The sequence below is a fragment of the Flavobacterium flavigenum genome, assembly GCF_027111255.2.
In the GTDB taxonomy this organism is placed as follows: domain Bacteria; phylum Bacteroidota; class Bacteroidia; order Flavobacteriales; family Flavobacteriaceae; genus Flavobacterium; species Flavobacterium flavigenum.
The window spans coordinates 5,105,009-5,123,188 of record NZ_CP114285.2; the positions used below are offsets into that span (position 1 = coordinate 5,105,009).

Genomic DNA, 18,180 nt, shown 5'->3' on the forward strand with positions numbered 1-18,180 from the left:
AATTTAAAATTATGGCAATGCAGACAGGAGAAAATGAACAGGCGCTTAGAAAGATTTTAGATATGACAAGGCTGATAAGCATCGTTATTTTAGGAATACATTTTTATTATTATTGTTATGACGCCTTCAGTAAATGGAACCTTGTCAGCGGGTTTAGCGATAAGATATTAAGCAATATAAAGCAGACAGGATTATTCAGCAGTTTTCATAAATCAAAATTTCTGGTCCTGTTGTTTTTATTGATTTCACTTCTGGGTTCAAAAGGCAGGAAAGATGAAAAACTTGGCTATAAAACCGCTTGGGCATACCTAATTATGGGACTGCTGATTTATTTTGTCAGTTGCCTTAGTTTACTTTTTAATGTGGGAGTAACGGCTAGGGCAGGAGTTTACATTATTGTTGCATCAGCAGGTTTTCTATTGATCCTTTCTGGAGGTACGTTGATGTCCCGAATCATAAAAAACAGGCTGAACCAGAAGGATATTTTCAATAAAGAAAATGAAACCTTTCCACAGGAAGAGAGGCTCTTGGAAAATGAATATTCCATAAACCTTCCCGCCCGTTATTTTCTGAAAGATAAAATCCGAAACAGCTGGATAAATATTATTAACCCGTTTAGGGCTTTAATGGTTTTAGGAACTCCAGGTTCCGGGAAATCTTATTTTGTAATCCGCCATGTAATTACCCAGCATATAAAGAAAGGTTTTAGCATGTTTGTCTATGATTTCAAGTACGATGACCTCTCCAAAATTGTCTATAATACTTTTGAAAAAAACAAGCATGTTTATAAGGTTATGCCGAAATGCTACTTTATAAATTTTGATAAAATTATGCATCGATGCAATCCTCTTGATCCTGATGGGATGGAGGATATAACGGATGCTTCTGAATCCGCCCGCACCATTTTAATGGGACTCAACAGGGAGTGGATTAAAAGGCAGGGAGATTTTTTTGTCGAATCGCCGATTAATTTTCTTTCCGCTGTAATCTGGTATCTGAGAAAGTATCGCAGCGGGGAATTCTGTACGCTTCCCCACGTGATTGAACTCATGCAGGCTGACTATGACAGCCTCTTTACGCTGCTTCGCACAGAAAAGGAAATAGAGGTACTGATCAATCCTTTTATCAGCGCATACCAGAATGAGGCAATGGACCAGCTGGAGGGGCAAATTGCCACCGCAAAAATTGCTATGGCAAGACTTTCATCCCCCCAGCTGTACTATGTTTTGACAGGAAATGATTTTACTTTGGATATCAACAATCCTGATGAGCCTAAAATAGTATGCATGGGAAACAATCCGCAGAAAATACAGATTTACGGAGCCGTAATTTCGCTCTATGTAAACAGGCTGGTGAAGCTTGTCAATAAAAAAGATAGGATGAAATCCAGTCTGGTTTTTGATGAATTTCCAACCATTTATCTAAATAATATGGACAGCCTTATTGCCACAGCCAGAAGCAATAAAGTAGCAACTTGTTTAGGGATTCAGGACTTCAGCCAGCTTCGTAAAGATTACGGACGCGAGCAGGCTGATGTCATAATGAATATCACCGGAAATATAATCTCCGGGCAGGTTACAGGAGATACGTCCAAACAATTATCAGAACGTTTCGGGAAAATTATGCAGGATAGGGAAAGTATTTCCATTAACAGTGGCGACACTTCAATAAGCCGTTCAAAACAGCTTGAGTCGGCCGTTCCTCCATCTAAGATTGCAGCACTGAGCGCAGGGGAATTTGTGGGTATGGTTGCAGACAATCCGGACTGTAAAATTGAGCTTAAAACTTTTCACTGCGAAATTATCAATGATCATGAAGCGCTCAAAAAAGAAGAAAATAATTTTAAGGAAATACCGCCTGTGCGAAAGCTTGATAACGCTATGATTCAGCGAAATTATCTTCAGATTAAGCAGGATATTCATGATATAATAAATTCTGAAATGGAACGTCTTTTAAACGATCCCGCGTTGGCATATTTAGTATTGAAAAAAATAATTAATTAATTCTAAAATCAAATACATTTCTTTGCTCAGGCAATTCAAATCAGGCTTTGTTTATCAATATCCTATTATAAAGAAATTATGAAATCGCTAGCGCACATGTTTTCTAAAAGAACGGACAATTTCGAAAGCCCCAATACTTACAAATATCCTAGCCAGAAAATCGTACAAAGATGTCCAGTTTCCCAGCTTACTTATTTCAGACATAAATTCTATTCTATGCAATGGATTGATAAACTGTGGAAAGTAGGTAAGAAGAGAGTCAAAGAAGAAAAAGATTCCTTTTGTGCTTAGATCAACTTTTATCTGCTTGAGGCTGCTTATATAAAGACAGAAAAAAATGAAAGCAATCGAAATTGTAACCAGGCATGCCCTGATCCAGTCGGTTCCATGTGAGCTGAATAATCTTGAAACATAAATTGCAATCCTTGACCCGACATTATTGCCAGTTGAGTCATACTTTAGATATTTGTTTAAGTAAGACTGTGATATCTTATAATAGTCGGCTTTGTCTTTTGAATTGTTCTGCTTTGCCGCTGTAGTATATAAATCATTGTAAACATTATAATAATTGAGAAAATTATCAGCGGAATTTACATCGTGTATTTTTGCATGCACGAGCTTTACTGCCGTAAGATCTGAATTTTTTATTGCAATGATATATCTTTCAAAATTAATTGACCGTAACTCCAAAATTCCAACGGATGAGTCATGGATCTGAAATTTGATTTCCGGATCCTCCTCATATGAAACAAAATCATCGTAGTGATTTTTTTCGATAAAATCCCTGAATACGAATACAAGAAAGTTTCCCGTTAACAGGTCGTTTGCTGTTATCCTCTTATCGAGCTTTGAAATAATCCTCAGCTCACTCTCGTTTGCTTCTTCTGAATCATGATAAGCCTTAACATATTCCTGACGATCTTTAACAATAAAAGATTTGACTCCGGACGTTACGAGATTTGAAAGGTAGATCTTTCCATCGTTATTGAGTCCGTTAATGTCAATGGATTTATTTATGATGGCATTGAAATCGAGACGGGAGGCAATGTTAAAATAGCCTGTTAGGCATATATTGTTGATTATTGACTTCCTCGCAGTAATTGTTATACCCGACTGTGAAGTTATATAAAGTTCCTTAATAAGCAGAAATGCGCCGCTGATTGAAAAAAAAGTCTTCTCATTGACAGGTTTGATTTCCATAATCTGCATTTTTCCCGCTTCTAATATTATTCCATTAGCTGCCTCAGTTCTGTCAAAGGATAGATAGAGGAGATCGCAGCTCGTAATTCTAAAGCTTTTTTCAAGCCGGCAGTTTTCCAGCAAGATACTATGGGCATAAATAGAAAATATAAGGAAGTCATTGGAAAATGTGCAGTTTCGAAATTCAATTGATCCAGGACATTCAGCATTTTCAATGTAAACATCTTCAAAACTGCAGTTTGAAAACGTGACGGTTTCTTTGATGTTTTTATCACGGATAATTAATTTGCCCGTAATATTTCTGTCTGCGATTAATTTAGTTCTAAATACAGATAGAGTGGTAATTCTTTCTGGGTTTTCAAGCAGTTGTAAAATATCTTCTGGACTTATATTTTCCATGGTATCTTTAATTGGTCATATAAATATATTAAATCAAATGATTATTTATGTTGAACTGCAGCTTAAAAAGATTTTTGTACTTTCTTTCTGCAATTATTTTCAATTATAACCGCATTAGTAGCTATTAAGCGGGGCATCTAATATTGGTAAGTTCTAATTGTTAAACATTTAGTGAGCTGATTTCTGTGGGCAGTTCCAAATCCAAATTCTCTGCTATCTGTTTAAATTCATTCATTTTTGTCTGATTGCGAATAAAAAGGCGGTCAATACTGTCTCGTAGGAAATAGGACTTGTACTGCTCTTTATTAAATTCTTCACATAAAATTCTGACTGCCTCTTCCTTTAGTGGATATAATTCCAGATATTTAGTATAAAGTACATAATGTTTATTCATGAATTTCCAATACTCCCGCTGATTTGGGTTTTTTACGATAAACAATTCTTCATACAATACCTCGCCAAATCCGTTGGACGATAAAACGTAGTGATCATCTTGGCTCTGGGGGTATTTATATAAACTGACAATTTTTTTGTTGGCTTCCTGAATCTGGTTTTTGGGGATTAAGTTATTACGCAACATTGAAGCGTATACTCCCATAACATTGGACATTTTTTTGATTTTAGTACTCCAGAAGTTTCTGATCTCCTGATTGTTGTATCCCAGCATTGAAATAATGGCTGGGTATTCATTTATGTATGCATTAAGATAATTCTCCTCAGACTTTAAAAATGTAACAAGTGATTGCGAAATATCCGAATCGTTCAGTTGTATTACTTTCTGCATTAATGTAATTTCGTTACTGTAGTCCCACAGATCAGTTACTCTAAAAAATAGGTCGTTCCAGAAATCATGCATTTCAACTTTGGTCACAGCACCCTTGATCTCTTTAATTAGAGGCATGACATCTTCATCAGCTGCAGTATATGATCTGTTATAATGTCTGCTGAATTTATTTAGCAGCGTTACTCTGCCTCCCTCTATGGTAATTTTTTGAAGATTTGATTGAAGGAATGTCCAGAAATTTTCAACATGAAAATTAGTGATAATGTTATCTTTATTATGGACGCAGTCATTTCTTCTGTCTTTCCAGTATCTGATTTGGGTTCTTAAATTGTCATTTATTACAAATACCGGATCTTGGGTTCTGACGGGCGGTTTTTCACCATTCATCTTTTCTTTCTGCATTGAAGCATCGAAAATGCTTTCTTCCCATTTATCCTCATTTTTTAAGTTAGAGATAAGGTTTTTCCACAAGTGGTCAGGAAAAAGAGCTGGTTTTTCTGCGCTCATAACCCTTTCTTTCAATGTTACCAGAAATCCCAGGTATGCCATCAGTAAAGATGCATTGTATGCCTGCGCCTTATAGCAGTTGACAGAAGTGATGAACAGATTTTTTGTGTTTTCCGGCAGGAGACTTTCTTCAGTCCAGATTTCGAATTTCAGTTTCATAGGAAATTTTTGAAATCAAATATAATCAAGTTTTTAGAGAATGCAGTTTTCATTCGAAACGGATAAAAAGGCAGCCAAGTTAGCGTGCACCGGATCCTGCAGGCACATAACGGCTCTGCCGCCCTTCGGGACTTATTGCCCTCCGTATCCTTGATGCCCGCTTTATTGCCGCTTTCTTTTTTTCCGTTTTTTCTTTTGAAAACAATTTGTGGGAATGGCAGGGGAAAAGAATTTTAAAACAGTAATCATTTAAAATTTAGAAATCATGGAAATCACAGGAAGATTAACAAGGGATGCAGTTGTTGCCAAAACGGCAAAAGACAGGGAGGTGGTAAACTTCTCCATAGCAGTTAACGATACTTACAAAGCCAAAGGAAGTACGGAAACAACAAAAATAGTGACCTATATCGATTGTTCGTACTGGCTCAGTGCGGGTGTTGCCCAGTGGCTCAAAAAAGGCGCAATGGTGGAGCTTTTTGGACGAGTGGGAGTAAACGCCTATCTCAATTCGGAGGGAAAAGCCGTGGCAAGCCTCACTTTTCACACAAGCAACATCAAAATACTGGTGTTTGTCTCAGATGCGCAAGCCTTGCAGGAGCAGTCAGCTCCTGCAGAAAATAACAAAAAGGAACAGCCTGACGACCTGCCTTTCTAATCTAAATCAAATGTACAAGCCTAAAGAAATGAGTTATGAAAGCCTTGAAAAAATCAGTATATGCCGAGTATGACGTGCACGATGCATTCCAAAAGATAGTTCTTTTGGAAATGCAGTCTTATGACGGAACAAAGAAACAGCAGCTCAAAGCATTCCTTGAAGATATGCAGAGAAGCGGTTGCATCAGCGGTATGATATCCCAGTTTATTTATCATGCCGACTGTAAAAAGTTCTACATCGAACATTTGGATGATTTGGAAGACATCAGAAAAGAAATGGAAGATTCCATTGGGGAAGCGGTAAAAGACCGTTACGGTCTGCCTCACTACACTTTTATGTGCTGGCTCTGCTTTGAAGAGTACTGTTACGACATCTACAGAAACTCTTTTGAATAATCTTTTTGTTTCATCTTAAATCTTCCCTTATGAAAGCTTCAGAAAACTTTAAGACCGCTATAGAAAATTACCTCAATCAGACCGCCCTTGCTGACGCTGTCTTTGCAAAGGAGTTCGCCAAGGAATCTAAAAACTTGGAAGGCTGCTGCAATTACATATTCGGCGAGGTGAAAAAAACGGGACTGTGCGCCTTTGACAATCAGGAAATATTTGACATGGCGGTCAGATACTACACCGATGACAGCATCGGACAGCCTCAGCCTGTAAACTGCAAAGTTTTGGCAGGTCAGCCTCCCGCGGCTGATTTGTTTACTTCAGTTGTAGAAGTTCCGCAAAATACTGCCGCTGTAAAAACGGCACCCACTGCTCCAAAACTCGAATCAAAAACCTTAACGCTTTTTGATTTATGATACCCAAAACCAACATCGAAAAACAGATTGTGTCCCTTAGTGAGACCCTTTCGCCTGTATCGCAGAAGATGCAGGTTTGGGCAGAAAAAAACATTTTCATCAAATGGGGCGTGCTTTCAAGGGGGAAATTCCACTGCCTGGAATGCGCCCACTCCTGGAAGCCCGATGCGCAGAAAGCATCGTGCCAAAAGTTTATCAATTGCAATTCATGCAGGGGAAAGCTTAAAATGCACCAGTACAATCAGGTGCATTTCAAAGAAATAGAATATTTCGCTGTGTTGGATGTATGCGGTGGATTTCAGGTCGTGCGCATCATCTGTTCGCACAAGAATATGAAAAAGAACTGCATGCCGACTTATTTCCATAAGGAAGTGATGCAGCATTGGATAAACGTGAAAGGGGAGGTGCGAACGCTTTCTCTCGGCACCAATGTTTTCTCGCAAGCCTATGATTCTTGGAAATATTATACTTCCCTTGAAATCCGCCCGAAAAGTTTTGAGGATTCTCCCAAGTACCGCATCAATCCATATAAGGTTTATTCATCGACAAAGACCATTTCCGTTTTGAAAAGAAACGGCTTCAAAGGCAGCTGCTGCGGTATCGCTCCACAGATTCTCTTCACTGCTCTTTTGAAAGATTCCCATGCAGAGACGCTTCTCAAGACTGGGCAGACCGATTTTCTTTCCCATTATCTGACCTCGCACTCACAGCACATCAGGGAGAACTGGCAGGCAGTGAAAACCTGCGCTAAGAACCATTACAAGGTAAAGGATTTTATAATGTGGGAAGATTACATCTCCCTGCTCAGATGGTTCAAAAAGGATTTGAATAATGCCGATTTGGTATGCCCTGAGAATTTGGAAGAGGTGCACGACAGGCTAGTGGAGAGAAAACGCATAATCCAAAGACGTCAGCATATAAAAGAGCTACGCCAAGAAATACAGCAGGCGCAGATTGGCTATGAAGAGCAGAAAAAACAGTTTTTCGGATTGGAGTTCACTCGTGAGAATCTTTCCATCTGCGTGATGGAAAGCGTGCATGATTTTCTGGAACAGGGCGATATGCTCCGCCACTGCGTGTTTACCAACGAATACTACAAGAAGAAAAACTCCCTTATCCTTTCGGCTAGATTTGAGAACAAGCCTGTGGAGACCATAGAGGTGGCGCTTCCCTCGCTTGAAGTCCTGCAGTGCAGGGGAGACAAAAACAAGATTTCCCCGCATCACAAGAAGATTTTAAAGCTTCTGCATCAGAACCTCTATCAGATTAAAAAGCGAATGAAAAACAAAAAAGAAGAAAGAGCCGAAATTTAGTTTTCGGCTTTTTTGTGGTATTTCGCGGCGCAGACACTTGAAGGGGCTATTGTTTCAGGGTTCAGGCTTAATTCCGAAACAAAGCTCGGGAAGGAAAGGCGGTTCGCAGAAAAAAATTCCCCCATAAATGCAGGTGGAAAAACCTGCTTTATTGCGTTGCTTTTTTCGCTCGCTTTCTCATTCCCGGTGCAGGTTCCATTATTAATCTTTAAACTTTAGAAATCATGGAAACTTCAAAAACACTTCAGAACTGGAATCAGGTAGCAGAAATTGAATTGGTCTATAAAACAAAAGTAAAAGCATCCGAAAGACCTTTTATCAATTCTTCCAAAACGGCTTACCAGCTGGCACTCCAGTCCTGGAATCCTGATACAATAGAATTTTTCGAGCAGTTTAAAATCATGCTTTTAAATCAGTCCAATAAAGTGCTCGGAATTTATGAAGTATCTTCTGGAGGTATTTCCGGCACTGTGGTTGACCTCAGACTGATTTTTGCATCAGCACTTAAAGCAAATGCCGTAGCGCTGATTATGATTCATAACCATCCATCAGGTCAGTTTAAGCCTTCCGAGGCTGACAAACAGATAACCAATAAAGTGAAAGAAGCAGGGAGAATTATGGATATTACACTTATGGATCACCTGATCATTACTCCTGAAACCTATTATTCCTTTGTTGATGAAGGCGCTTTATAGCTCCTTCATCATAATTTTTATTTGAAATAGGTAAAAGCAATTTAAAAAGAAGTTATCTGAAATCTGCGTATAAAACTATTATAGTTCGCACATGCCATTTATCCATGAAAATATTTCGAAGAAGCCAAATAGGTTAATTAATAATAGAGTGGTACTTATGTATTCTTGCGGTACCTTGAGGAGGAGAGCAAAAAAGGTATCTATCAAAACGGTCATTTTAAATTACGAGAGATTTTCTAAAGTAATTCTTCCAATACTTTTTCAGATGTTTTTCTTGAGCGGTAGTCTCTGAGAAGTTTATCAAAGGACTGCAGCAGCTGTTTTCTCAGCTTTCTGCTTGCTTTGCCTGAGTCTTTTAAAGAATTAAAGGCACCAATAATAAATCGTGTTGTTTCATGATCTCTTTGATATCCCCTGTCGCGATGCAGATTATTGTTGTCAGATTCTACAGCCATATTAAAAAGTTTAATGCAAAGAACTGGATTGCTGATGCATTGTTGGGTCAGGTATCGAACAAGAGAGCCCGAAAACTGAAATTTTGGTGATTTGATATACTTAGTCAAAAACTCAGAAATGTCATCTAGTTTAAGTGTTTCAAATTCTGAATAGAAGATGTGAAGTCTTTCATCTGATTCTGCATTATTGGACTCTAAGATCTGTAACAACACTTTGTTTGATTTGTCAGGAGATGCATCATTGAAATAGAAATGCTCAAAGACTAAATTAAAAGATGAATTTCCAGATGAAGAATTAACTTTAATTAACTTGAATAGCAGTTCTTCCGCTCCTTCTTTTTGCAGAAGATAAGAAAGATACAGGATTGAAAAAAGCCACTGTGAGTCTTCCTTTCCAAGTGAACTGCATGAAATAAGTTTTAGATATATCGGAACTAATTTTTTAAAATCATGATTTCCCATATACTGCATAGACCAGATTGCTGATGCCAGGACATAAACATTATCTTCTTGCCGGAGGTGGTCACTGAAAATATTGAAAGATTTTTCCCTGTTGATTTTGTTTAAATATGCAAAATAACGGACTACAACGGCTTTTTGTTCATCAGGGCCGTTTTGAAGCATATCCTGAACCGCAGGGAAGATAAAATCTTCGTACTTATTAATTTGAAGACAAATAAGGTTTTTTGCTGCGCGTCCATAAATTGTATTTATGCCAGCTGTTAAAAGCCCTCTGGTAGAAGTGTCAACATATTTTGAATAGTCTATCTTTTTTCCTTCAACTGTTTTTCCTGTTATAATTAGATAATCCAATATATCAGCATCTTGAATATTGGATTTTAAAAGGTAATTAGCAATATTCAAAAATGAATATTTATCCAGAAATTTTTCTCTGGACGGCATAATTTTTTTGAACAATTGATGGATTTTTTCTGCGTCAAATTCAGCTTCACATAGACCTTCAAGTCCATAAAGAGCATATTCCAGATTGATTTCACCATTCTGGATTACTTTTTCAATAATCTGTGCTTTTTCCTGGGTTGGATACTTTTTAGTAAAATCTTTAAAAGCCCTGGCGTGCTCGTAAAGCCCGCCTTTTCTTGAATCTTCTTGAAAAGGCTCTCTTTCGGCATTATATTTTTTAAAGGATTTCAGCCATTGGCTCACCGACATTCTCTCGTATGCATTATCTGACAATGGTCTATGTACAACTCCGGCTAATAGATCATGGGAATGATATGTTTCTTTGTATGGCTTAAATTTACGGTTTAATTCCTGTTTTAGTTTTCTAAGTTCTTTATTCTGTTCAATTATATCATCTGGAAAACGCTGTAGCAGGACATGCTGGGTATGACCAACATTCAAATATTTAATGCCATCTCTATACACGGCTGTCTCTCCTGGAATTCTAAGACTCAGCATCATTGCTATAATTTCCTGCACATGGATTTGGCTGAAAAATGGCAGGCTCTTCTGTAATATATCACGATATTCTACACCCAGATCACGCGAGGTCATAAATCTTTTTTTATCGTAAAAATGTTTAAAAAGTTTAAAAATCTCGTCTAAGTAGATTCTTTCAGAACCGTTTATGGCATATACCAAAAGACGCTGAACTGAATCAAATTCTGAATTTCGGTGTTCTTCGGCAAATCGTAAAAATTTCGGATCACAATTCTGTGCCAATTGGCGTATACAACGCGCCAAAAGCCAATAATAGTATCCTTTGTCATGTGACTCATTATCATTTCTAAGGTTTACATCTGAATAAAAATAATCATCGTACAATTCTGAGTATGAATGTTTGTTTGTTTCTAATTCTTCTATAAGTATAGGAAGTAGCAAATCAATGATTTTTTCTGGAATGTGTTTGGCTAAAATCTTAAATACCTTTTTTTCCTGATGATCGGTATGTCTAGCTTCTTCCATCCATTCTTTTGTAAGGAATCTTTTTTGGAGAGTTTCCAGGCAGTATTCAGGATTAATTTCCGCGATATGTTCCATGGCAAGAAAATAGCCAAAGGGATCATTATTAAAAAAATCACTGCACTGCTCCAAAAGTGTAAAGGCTTTTGAATTTTTCCAGTTTTTTAGTCTTGAAAGGATAGTCTCTTTAATGTAAGTATTGTTTAGTTTTAAGATAAACGACCAAGCGTCAGCATTATTTTTTTCAAGATAGGACTGCAGAAAATCAGAAACATAATACTGGTAAATTTTATTTTGTTCTTTATTAATCTTTACTGAATCGTTGTGTTTTAAAGCATTTAAAAAACTTTCTATTATGTTTTTTTCCAAGGCAAGTTCAAGCCACTTTTCGGATCTGCCGAGTTCGAAAAATAACAGCTCAAAATCCGAACTTTCCACCATTATCTGTGAAACCATTTTTCTTTCTTCGGAGGTGGGATCTTCCAGGAAAAGCAGAAGAGAGAAACATAATTGCTTGATGTGGAAAAGAATCTTCTTATCGGTAAAAATTTTTCCAAGTTCGTCTAAAAATATCTTGGGAGCATACTGTCTTAGGTAAGTAAATATCATCTTTACGGCAGAGCGGATAAAAATTGACTGATCTTCTTTATGAATATATTTATAGAGGCTAAATGACTTTTCGACAAATCGTTTAGCGAAAATAAAATCATAAAAAGTCTGGTGGAAAAACTGTATCTGTACATCCTCAATTTTGATCAGCCTTTCGCTTTCAAGATAATTTAATTCATTTTTGAAGTCCTCAAACTGTAGTTCACTGACGGTTATGCTCTGACAGTCGAACATTTTTGAGGCGATTTTAAAAAGCACTTTTTTTAATTTGGCGGGTTGTGCCGGTGCAGCAGGATCAACAAATAGCACTTTAAGTTTGTAAAGTTCTGCATACAGATCCTGAAGGTTTTTGATTGAGTTTCCTGATTTTACTGCTGAAGGCAGTCGGGTAAATATATTGATGTGGTTTGGTGTTCTTAAAAGCTGTAATAGTTTAGGGGATAGATCATTGTCTATAATCCCGGCTTTGTCTAAAAGGCTTTTTACCTCCTCTTCGGTAAAAAGTTCAGTATTGACTGTTTTTAAATGTTTATAAATTCTCAGCGAAGGGTCATAATTCAGATCAAAATGCCTAACAGAAACCACTATCCTTATGTTGGCATCATAGGTGTAGGAATCAATTATGCTTTTAAAAACACGAAGATAATTACGGTCAGCGGACATTGCCTGAGAAAGTGCATCAATCTGATCTATTAGAATTACAGTTTTCGGATATTTTTCTTTGCACATTTCGATAAAATCCAACACAGGGACTGTCAGACCAATTTTATGCTGGAGTTCAACAATGCTGGAACTTACAAGTCTGTCAGCTTTAAGACCCATAACTGGAATTCCCTTTTCAATAAGCTGGTCATATAAATCTTTTAAAATTACTGTTTTACCCATTCCAGCATTTCCTGCCAGAAGGCATATATTTAAATGTCTTCCTATATCGTCCCTGATACTGTCTCCAGTTATCCAGTTCAAAAGGACTTGGGTTTCATTTCTTGGAATGTGAGAATCAGCAACCTCTTCAAGGTGGTTTTTTTCCAAAGATAACGCTGCAGAACTTTTTTTCAGAGTAGCTTTTATTTTGGACTCATCTAGAGTTTTGTCAAGGTAATTGATAATCTTTTCGGAGGCTTGCTGGTTTATAACAGTGCGCACTTCAAAGAAAGAATTTATTAAATGTGAACATGTAGGAAGTGTTAGCATCGCATCCAGATCTGAAGGTCCTATTTTCTTAACTTTTATTCTCGAAAAAATATCTAGTAGCGTACAGACGAGAGAATTCTGCTGAGGTTTCAGATCCTGCAGAGTCGGCTTTTTTAAATTCGTTGTAATCCAGTTTTGAAGCTCCTTCTGTTGTTGGAGAATCTTTTGGTGAAAATTTTCAATGAAATCACTGCATTCAGATACAAAACCGGTTGACACTGCAATGTAATAAATAAAATTATCAGGATCAGCAATAAGGCTGGGTTCCAATAAGCTGTAAAGAACAAATTTTGTAATCTCCTCACCGAATGAGGTAATAGAAAGATTGGAGCTATGCTTTTTACATTGAATTACTCCGGTGCTTTTTCCAGATGTAAACAAAGCGCAGTCACGTCCTTTCTCCCTCACTCCCGACATTAAGCTAATAGAGTCAAACTGTTCAAAACTGTTTTCTGCTATGCGAATACTGTAAATAGAGTACAGGAGCTGTTCAAAGCGGCGCGGATCTGCAATCTGGTTATACGGAAAAGATTTATTAGCAGGAGCCATCGGTTTGTCCTCATCTGGTAAAATAGCAACAAATGGCTGTTCATAGGTAACTAAAGACATAAAGATTTCTTTTTAAAACTGGACTTTGTGCAATAGAATACTATCCCTGCTTTTCTTAATGATTTGAAAGTAAATATATCAATATTTTTGAATATTAATATATTTAAGTTTTGATATTTTACAAACTGGAAAGACCGTTGAAAACATCGTAACTTCTATTTTTAAGAATGAATCAAAATCTTTTTTAAGTTGATTTTAAAGATCTAGTTAAGTTTGCGACTAGGTCAGTTTTTGATATTCTTCTTACAATAGATGATAGGCCGATTATTTTACTGGAACTTAAACGACAAGGGCATACTTTAATAGATAAGGATAGAGAACAGGGGTTATATTACGGTCGCCTGGTACATCCAATGCCGCCTCTGACTGTGATTTCAAATGGAAAAACAAATGAGTTTAATATCTCTGTTAAAGGTAGCAATTAAATATATCGGAATCAGAAGCCGTAACAGCAGCACAATAACTGCACTGCTGTATGGGAAAAAATGGACCGGATTCAATATTTCGTGCAGGCATTGCACTGGATAAATCTATTTTCTGTTAGGTAAGATCTTTCAGCCGTAGGCTTTTATTGGATAAATTGAACTTATTGAATTTATATTGTAAAAACTGAGAATACCTGTCCTCATGGGTTGATAATATAATCTGCTGATCGCTGAAATTGTATTTGAGCAACTCGACCAGTGAATGCGAATTTATCTCATCTAAAGTCTGCAGCGGGTCATCGATAAAAATCGTACCCAGTTTAGAATTATTGAAGACTTTGTTAAGCACCAGCATCAAGGAAATTACCGTTGCAGCCAGCTGTCCTGACGATAAGGTGTAAGTCACTTCCTGATCCCGCTGCTTAGGCCTTATGTATATTTGCGAGTTTTCCTTGTCTATATCCAAAATCAGCAGCAATCCAGAACCCAGTGTGTGGTTCTGCAGTATTTTACCTGTAAAGATGTAAAACGGGATGCTGATTTTTTCCACAATACTCTTGGTATACTGCCTTATTTTTTGATCTATTTTTAACCCTATACCATTGATTTCATCATAGATATGTTCCAGTTTTTCTTTGCGCTGCACAAGACCTTGCAATGTCTGGTTGATTGCATTGTAGTACTGATGCTGCACATAGAGTCGTTTGTTTTTTAAATCTTCGCTTTCTAAAACATTCAGCTCTTCAATTTTTCCTGAAAAATAGAAATTAAAGTCATTGATGACCTGATCAATATTGATGCTGCTGTCAATTTCAGGTCTTTTTCTGCTGATGAGCTCCACCAGCTTTAAAACAGCGTTTTCTAGATTTTCAATAGTACGCATATTGATGTATGACATGATCTCCTTCAGCTCTTCTGCAGAAAATAATGATGCCAGCTCGGCTGACTGGGAATTTAGTGCGGAAAAGCTGTTTTTAAGGTTTTGAAATCGGTATGGACTGATAAGCAGTCCATTTTCTTTTGTTAACTTTTCAGCCTGATTTTCAATAAATGATTTTATTACTTTTAAAAAGTCGTTTTCCAACGCGAGCTTCATGCTTTCCAGCCTGTCATTTTCTCTGGTGTAAGAGCTGAAAATCTTTACTTCAGTTTCCTCGATCTGCTGCTTAAGCTGCTCGGTAGTCTGCCAGTTGTAACCGCAGGTGTAGCATTCGCCGTCTTTAAGCTCAAGTACACTTTTATGTGCTTCGATCACTTTATTAAGTCCCTCCCTTTTATCCTTAAGATCAGAGAGTATCTGATTCTGTACACTAAGGCTTTCAATTAATGATATCGTAAGGGTAAGTTGCGTACGCAGCAGGTTAAAATCCAGCGCAGGTTTTTCGGTTTTGTCTTCCAGATCAAAAAGTTGCTTATCCGATAAAATTTCCGAGTAGCGTTTATTATCAATCAAAGTTATCAGGGATATATAGCCTGAGATCTGATTATCATTTTCTTTTCGTTTTTTGTCTTCTTCTTCCAGAACTGCAAAATTCTGGATGTTCCAAAAGTTCTCCACGAAAGACTGCAGCACGGCATTATTGTTTATTATATCGTTTAGCTTTTTTATCGCTAAAACATTTTGGATCGCAGTTTTCATCTCAAAGAGATTTTCCACCTTTTTAATCTCTACAAGGTAGGAATTGTGTAGATCCAGATTAGTATTGGTAATGAGCTGTGAATCCCAGGGCAGGAGAGGGGAAAGTCCCGGCAGCAGCGCTTTGTAGTGCACCTGCTGTCCATCGTCCTTCAATGTCTCTGTATTCGGCGTATTTATAGCGTTAATTGCCAAGTTTAGCTGATGTACTTTTTCACTTGTTTTCCTGCAGAACTCAATGGTTTTGTCATACAATATCCTTTCTTCACTGCCTCCAAGCAGTGAAATAAGCGCTTTATACCTTTCTTTAGGATCTTCTTTTAAAAAATAGGTATTTTCGTCCTGTTCTACGTAGTTTAGGACGTTAAAGAGATTGTCAAGATTTTTAAATTCCAACGCTTCTTCCAGCGCCTGCTCACTTGACTGCACATTATCAATGTACAATACGGAATCATTGAATATCAAGCCAATATTGTTTTTTTTTGACTGGCGCAAATCGGCGGCGGGAATTATCCTTTTTATATTTAGAATCTGTTCTGCTTCAGACTCAAAGACGGCAGCAATTTCAATAGGCAGATTTTCAGCCTTATGGATAGGGCTGTTTTTGTATTTGTAACGCTTATCAAGTTTGACTTTGGCCAGTTTTCGCGGCGTTTTTGTAAGCAGTACTTCCAATGCCTCAAAAGCGGTGGTTTTACCGTAACCGTTGGGTCCGTCAAACACCACAAGGCTGTTGCTGCTAAAATCAAAAACAATATGGTCAAAACATTTAAAATTTTTAATTGTAAGACTGGAAATTTTATAGGCTGCCATAATTTATTGTGTCATATTTTTTGCATTAACAAAGTTTTCGATGTCTGTGATAGCGTGAATATTGCTGTCATTAATTATTGAAAGCAGAAAAGATTCTCTGTCTGTCATCGCCTCATTTAGCGAATCTGACAGTGTGGTTAAGGTTAAACTATGATCGGCGGGCTGATAATTAAGATAGGGAATTTTTATAAAAAGGTTCAGCAGCAGATCATACCACTTGTCCTGGTTCTCCTGGATGGAATCACTGTGCGCAATTGCAAGGTCATTTAAATCACTGACCAGCGCGGCTGTATTGGATATTTTCTCCTTTAGCACTTCAAGAGCATCATTATTATAGGGTAAAATATATTTCTTGGAATTGATGTAATTCTCTTCCACTTTACTTAGCTCCTGTATCAGATTAGGATAATCACCATCCAGGGCTGCAAATAAAATAAGGGAAAGATTGTAATTTATGTTCCGGTCAATAAACTGGGTTAGAGTTTCACTTTTTTTGGTATTGACCACAATATTATTAAGTGCATATTCTAGTATTTTTATGTTTTCTCCTGTAATGCGCATCAGATCCGAATGGTCATAAAAACACAGCAGATAAAAATCATCCTTGTCCTCGTAGTAGGCAAAATCCAGATTTTCATCCACATTGATGTACTTAAGCCCGCTCTGCATGCTGATTTCTTTTATAATATTTCTCATTTGTTGATGTCATTTATGGTTTTTTCAATGGAGGAGAATCCAAAAAGTCGCTTGTTAATTTCTTCTTCAGTGGCGTGCGGATCCAGTATATTGGTGATTTTATCTCTAATTTCCTGCTGGCTGTGCGAGAGATGACGGGTTACAAACAGATCCACATCAATGGTATTGGGATGTTTGTAGAATTCCTCGCAATGCTGCTGGAATCTGATCTGCTCCAGCATAGAATCATCAAATTCACTATTGTGATTCAGTAGCTGATATCGGACTGCCTGACCCTCTGGCGTCATTTTGGTATACTGCAGGTTTTTAAAATAAGGCAGCTGTATTATTTCTTTGATTGCTTTCAGTACGACAGATCTTACAGCACTCCCCTCTAAAAAACCTGCAAAACTCTGCCGCAGATTATTTTTGTCGAGTTTTTTATGCGGAGTCGTATGGAACTGTATCAAGGAAATCAGATCATTGTAGGGAAGCTTCTCAAGTTCATCTACTGCAGCCTGAAGTTTGATAAACTCTGCCAATTGACCGGCATCATTCAAATCATACAAAACTAGATCCTCCGATAAGAATTTTAAAAACAGCTTTGAGATTTCAAACCAGCACAAATCCTCTGAAAAAGCCAGTGCCGAATCCATCCATTGTTTAATATCCTTAAAGAAAATTTTTGTTTTCTTTTTACTGGCATGTCTTTCCTTTACGATTCTGGTAATATTATAACAGCATTGGGCAGTTTTTATAGCAGCATCTTCTTCGGCAATTCCTGTTGCTGCATAATGCTGTGTCACGGCATCCATGAGCTTTTGGTGGATGTTGGCGATAGTATACTCGCTCTGCAAGCACTCAAAATTTGTTGCTTTACTGTATTTATTATCAAAATTGGACAGATCTGGTTGGAAATCCGTAATCACACTGTCGGTAATCAGATTGCATTTGACCGGTTTTTTCCGCACCCTGTCAAAATATATATGGTTTCTTTTGCGACCGTCATTTGGATCCTTTTCAACCCGTTTATGATAGTAATATTTATCAATAAGTTCTTCAATTACCTCTTTGTATTTACTGATCTTATCTGCATCCTTACTGAGATAAGCTTTGACCTGAAAGACTTCAATTTCTGTGGTTTGCAGGGAAAAATCTTCATCTTCTTCCAGTTTAAGACAATAGCCGTCAGGGATTGGATGGGGCAGACTGTTCATGGTTTCGATAGCACGGCACAAGGCTACCTCTCCCTGAAAAATATATCCCGACCAGCTAGGTGTTGCGTCAGTATTCATATGCTGTTTTTCTCTTTTATTTG

Annotated in this window: 13 protein-coding genes; 7 read left to right on the top strand and 6 right to left on the bottom strand. The window is 37.4% G+C overall.

What is annotated here, in order from left to right; translation table 11 throughout:
- The first annotated feature begins 17 nt into the window (after nt 1-17).
- A complete protein-coding gene (gene mobC, locus OZP09_RS21230) occupies nt 18-2,003 on the top strand; it encodes a conjugal transfer protein MobC (RefSeq protein WP_269237935.1) in 1,986 nt (661 codons plus the stop codon).
- Nucleotides 2,004-2,090: 87 nt separating this feature from the next.
- Here mobC and OZP09_RS21235 read toward each other — a convergent pair whose 3' ends face one another.
- Nucleotides 2,091-3,602, bottom strand: a complete 1,512-nt coding sequence (locus tag OZP09_RS21235) for a hypothetical protein (protein WP_281309967.1) — start codon at nt 3,600-3,602, stop codon at nt 2,091-2,093.
- Nucleotides 3,603-3,762: 160 nt separating this feature from the next.
- A complete protein-coding gene (locus OZP09_RS21240; RefSeq protein ID WP_269235621.1) occupies nt 3,763-5,052 on the bottom strand; it encodes a hypothetical protein in 1,290 nt (429 codons plus the stop codon).
- 265 nt (nt 5,053-5,317) lie between these two features.
- Here OZP09_RS21240 and OZP09_RS21245 point away from each other — a divergent pair, with 265 nt between their 5' ends.
- The 5 genes from OZP09_RS21245 (at nt 5,318) to OZP09_RS21265 (ending at nt 8,520) form a co-directional block, all read left to right on the top strand.
- A complete protein-coding gene (locus OZP09_RS21245; protein ID WP_269235622.1) occupies nt 5,318-5,707 on the top strand; it encodes a single-stranded DNA-binding protein in 390 nt (129 codons plus the stop codon).
- Nucleotides 5,708-5,817: 110 nt separating this feature from the next.
- Nucleotides 5,818-6,102, top strand: a complete 285-nt coding sequence (locus OZP09_RS21250; RefSeq protein ID WP_269237936.1) for a DUF7222 domain-containing protein — start codon at nt 5,818-5,820, stop codon at nt 6,100-6,102.
- Between the two features lie 5 nt (nt 6,103-6,107).
- Nucleotides 6,108-6,512 (top strand): PcfK-like family protein, encoded by a 405-nt coding sequence (locus OZP09_RS21255; protein ID WP_281309968.1) that lies wholly within the window; start codon nt 6,108-6,110, stop codon nt 6,510-6,512.
- Nucleotides 6,509-7,825: a PcfJ domain-containing protein gene (locus tag OZP09_RS21260; RefSeq protein ID WP_269235624.1), complete on the top strand. Its 1,317-nt coding sequence runs from the start codon at nt 6,509-6,511 to the stop codon at nt 7,823-7,825. Before OZP09_RS21255 ends, OZP09_RS21260 begins: the two co-directional genes overlap by 4 nt.
- A 224-nt stretch (nt 7,826-8,049) precedes the next feature.
- Complete coding sequence (locus OZP09_RS21265) at nt 8,050-8,520, top strand: JAB domain-containing protein (RefSeq protein WP_269235625.1); 471 nt, start codon at nt 8,050-8,052, stop codon at nt 8,518-8,520.
- A 236-nt stretch (nt 8,521-8,756) separates the two neighbouring features.
- Here the strand turns inward: OZP09_RS21265 and OZP09_RS21270 are convergent, their stop codons facing one another.
- Nucleotides 8,757-13,313 (bottom strand): AAA family ATPase, encoded by a 4,557-nt coding sequence (locus OZP09_RS21270; RefSeq protein WP_269235626.1) that lies wholly within the window; start codon nt 13,311-13,313, stop codon nt 8,757-8,759.
- A 390-nt stretch (nt 13,314-13,703) separates the two neighbouring features.
- On the opposite strand from OZP09_RS21270, the gene OZP09_RS21275 reads away from it, so the two are divergent.
- Nucleotides 13,704-13,841, top strand: a complete 138-nt coding sequence (locus OZP09_RS21275) for a hypothetical protein (protein WP_269235627.1) — start codon at nt 13,704-13,706, stop codon at nt 13,839-13,841.
- A 12-nt stretch (nt 13,842-13,853) separates the two neighbouring features.
- Here the strand turns inward: OZP09_RS21275 and OZP09_RS21280 are convergent, their stop codons facing one another.
- Genes OZP09_RS21280 through OZP09_RS21290 form a run of 3 tightly spaced genes read right to left on the bottom strand, consistent with a single transcriptional unit; the run spans nt 13,854 to nt 18,157 of the window.
- Nucleotides 13,854-16,187, bottom strand: a complete 2,334-nt coding sequence (locus tag OZP09_RS21280) for an AAA family ATPase (RefSeq protein ID WP_281309969.1) — start codon at nt 16,185-16,187, stop codon at nt 13,854-13,856.
- Between the two features lie 3 nt (nt 16,188-16,190).
- The gene (locus tag OZP09_RS21285) at nt 16,191-16,883 is read right to left on the bottom strand and encodes a hypothetical protein (protein ID WP_269235630.1); all 693 of its coding nucleotides are present in this window, start codon (nt 16,881-16,883) and stop codon (nt 16,191-16,193) included.
- Nucleotides 16,880-18,157, bottom strand: a complete 1,278-nt coding sequence (locus OZP09_RS21290; RefSeq protein WP_269235631.1) for a hypothetical protein — start codon at nt 18,155-18,157, stop codon at nt 16,880-16,882. Before OZP09_RS21290 ends, OZP09_RS21285 begins: the two co-directional genes overlap by 4 nt.
- Nucleotides 18,158-18,180: the final 23 nt, after the last annotated feature.

What these genes read in the sequence shown, in the direction of transcription:
- OZP09_RS21240 (WP_269235621.1), bottom strand. Translation starts at nt 5,052, where the DNA reads ATGAAACTGAAATTCGAAATCTGGACTGAAGAAAGTCTCCTGCCGGAA.
- OZP09_RS21290 (WP_269235631.1), bottom strand. Translation starts at nt 18,157, where the DNA reads ATGAATACTGACGCAACACCTAGCTGGTCGGGATATATTTTTCAGGGA.
- OZP09_RS21245 (WP_269235622.1), top strand. Translation starts at nt 5,318, where the DNA reads ATGGAAATCACAGGAAGATTAACAAGGGATGCAGTTGTTGCCAAAACG.
- OZP09_RS21275 (WP_269235627.1), top strand. Translation starts at nt 13,704, where the DNA reads ATGAGTTTAATATCTCTGTTAAAGGTAGCAATTAAATATATCGGAATC.
- OZP09_RS21285 (WP_269235630.1), bottom strand. Translation starts at nt 16,883, where the DNA reads ATGAGAAATATTATAAAAGAAATCAGCATGCAGAGCGGGCTTAAGTAC.
- OZP09_RS21250 (WP_269237936.1), top strand. Translation starts at nt 5,818, where the DNA reads ATGCAGTCTTATGACGGAACAAAGAAACAGCAGCTCAAAGCATTCCTT.
- OZP09_RS21280 (WP_281309969.1), bottom strand. Translation starts at nt 16,187, where the DNA reads ATGGCAGCCTATAAAATTTCCAGTCTTACAATTAAAAATTTTAAATGT.
- mobC (WP_269237935.1), top strand. Translation starts at nt 18, where the DNA reads ATGCAGACAGGAGAAAATGAACAGGCGCTTAGAAAGATTTTAGATATG.
- OZP09_RS21270 (WP_269235626.1), bottom strand. Translation starts at nt 13,313, where the DNA reads ATGTCTTTAGTTACCTATGAACAGCCATTTGTTGCTATTTTACCAGAT.
- OZP09_RS21260 (WP_269235624.1), top strand. Translation starts at nt 6,509, where the DNA reads ATGATACCCAAAACCAACATCGAAAAACAGATTGTGTCCCTTAGTGAG.
- OZP09_RS21235 (WP_281309967.1), bottom strand. Translation starts at nt 3,602, where the DNA reads ATGGAAAATATAAGTCCAGAAGATATTTTACAACTGCTTGAAAACCCA.
- OZP09_RS21265 (WP_269235625.1), top strand. Translation starts at nt 8,050, where the DNA reads ATGGAAACTTCAAAAACACTTCAGAACTGGAATCAGGTAGCAGAAATT.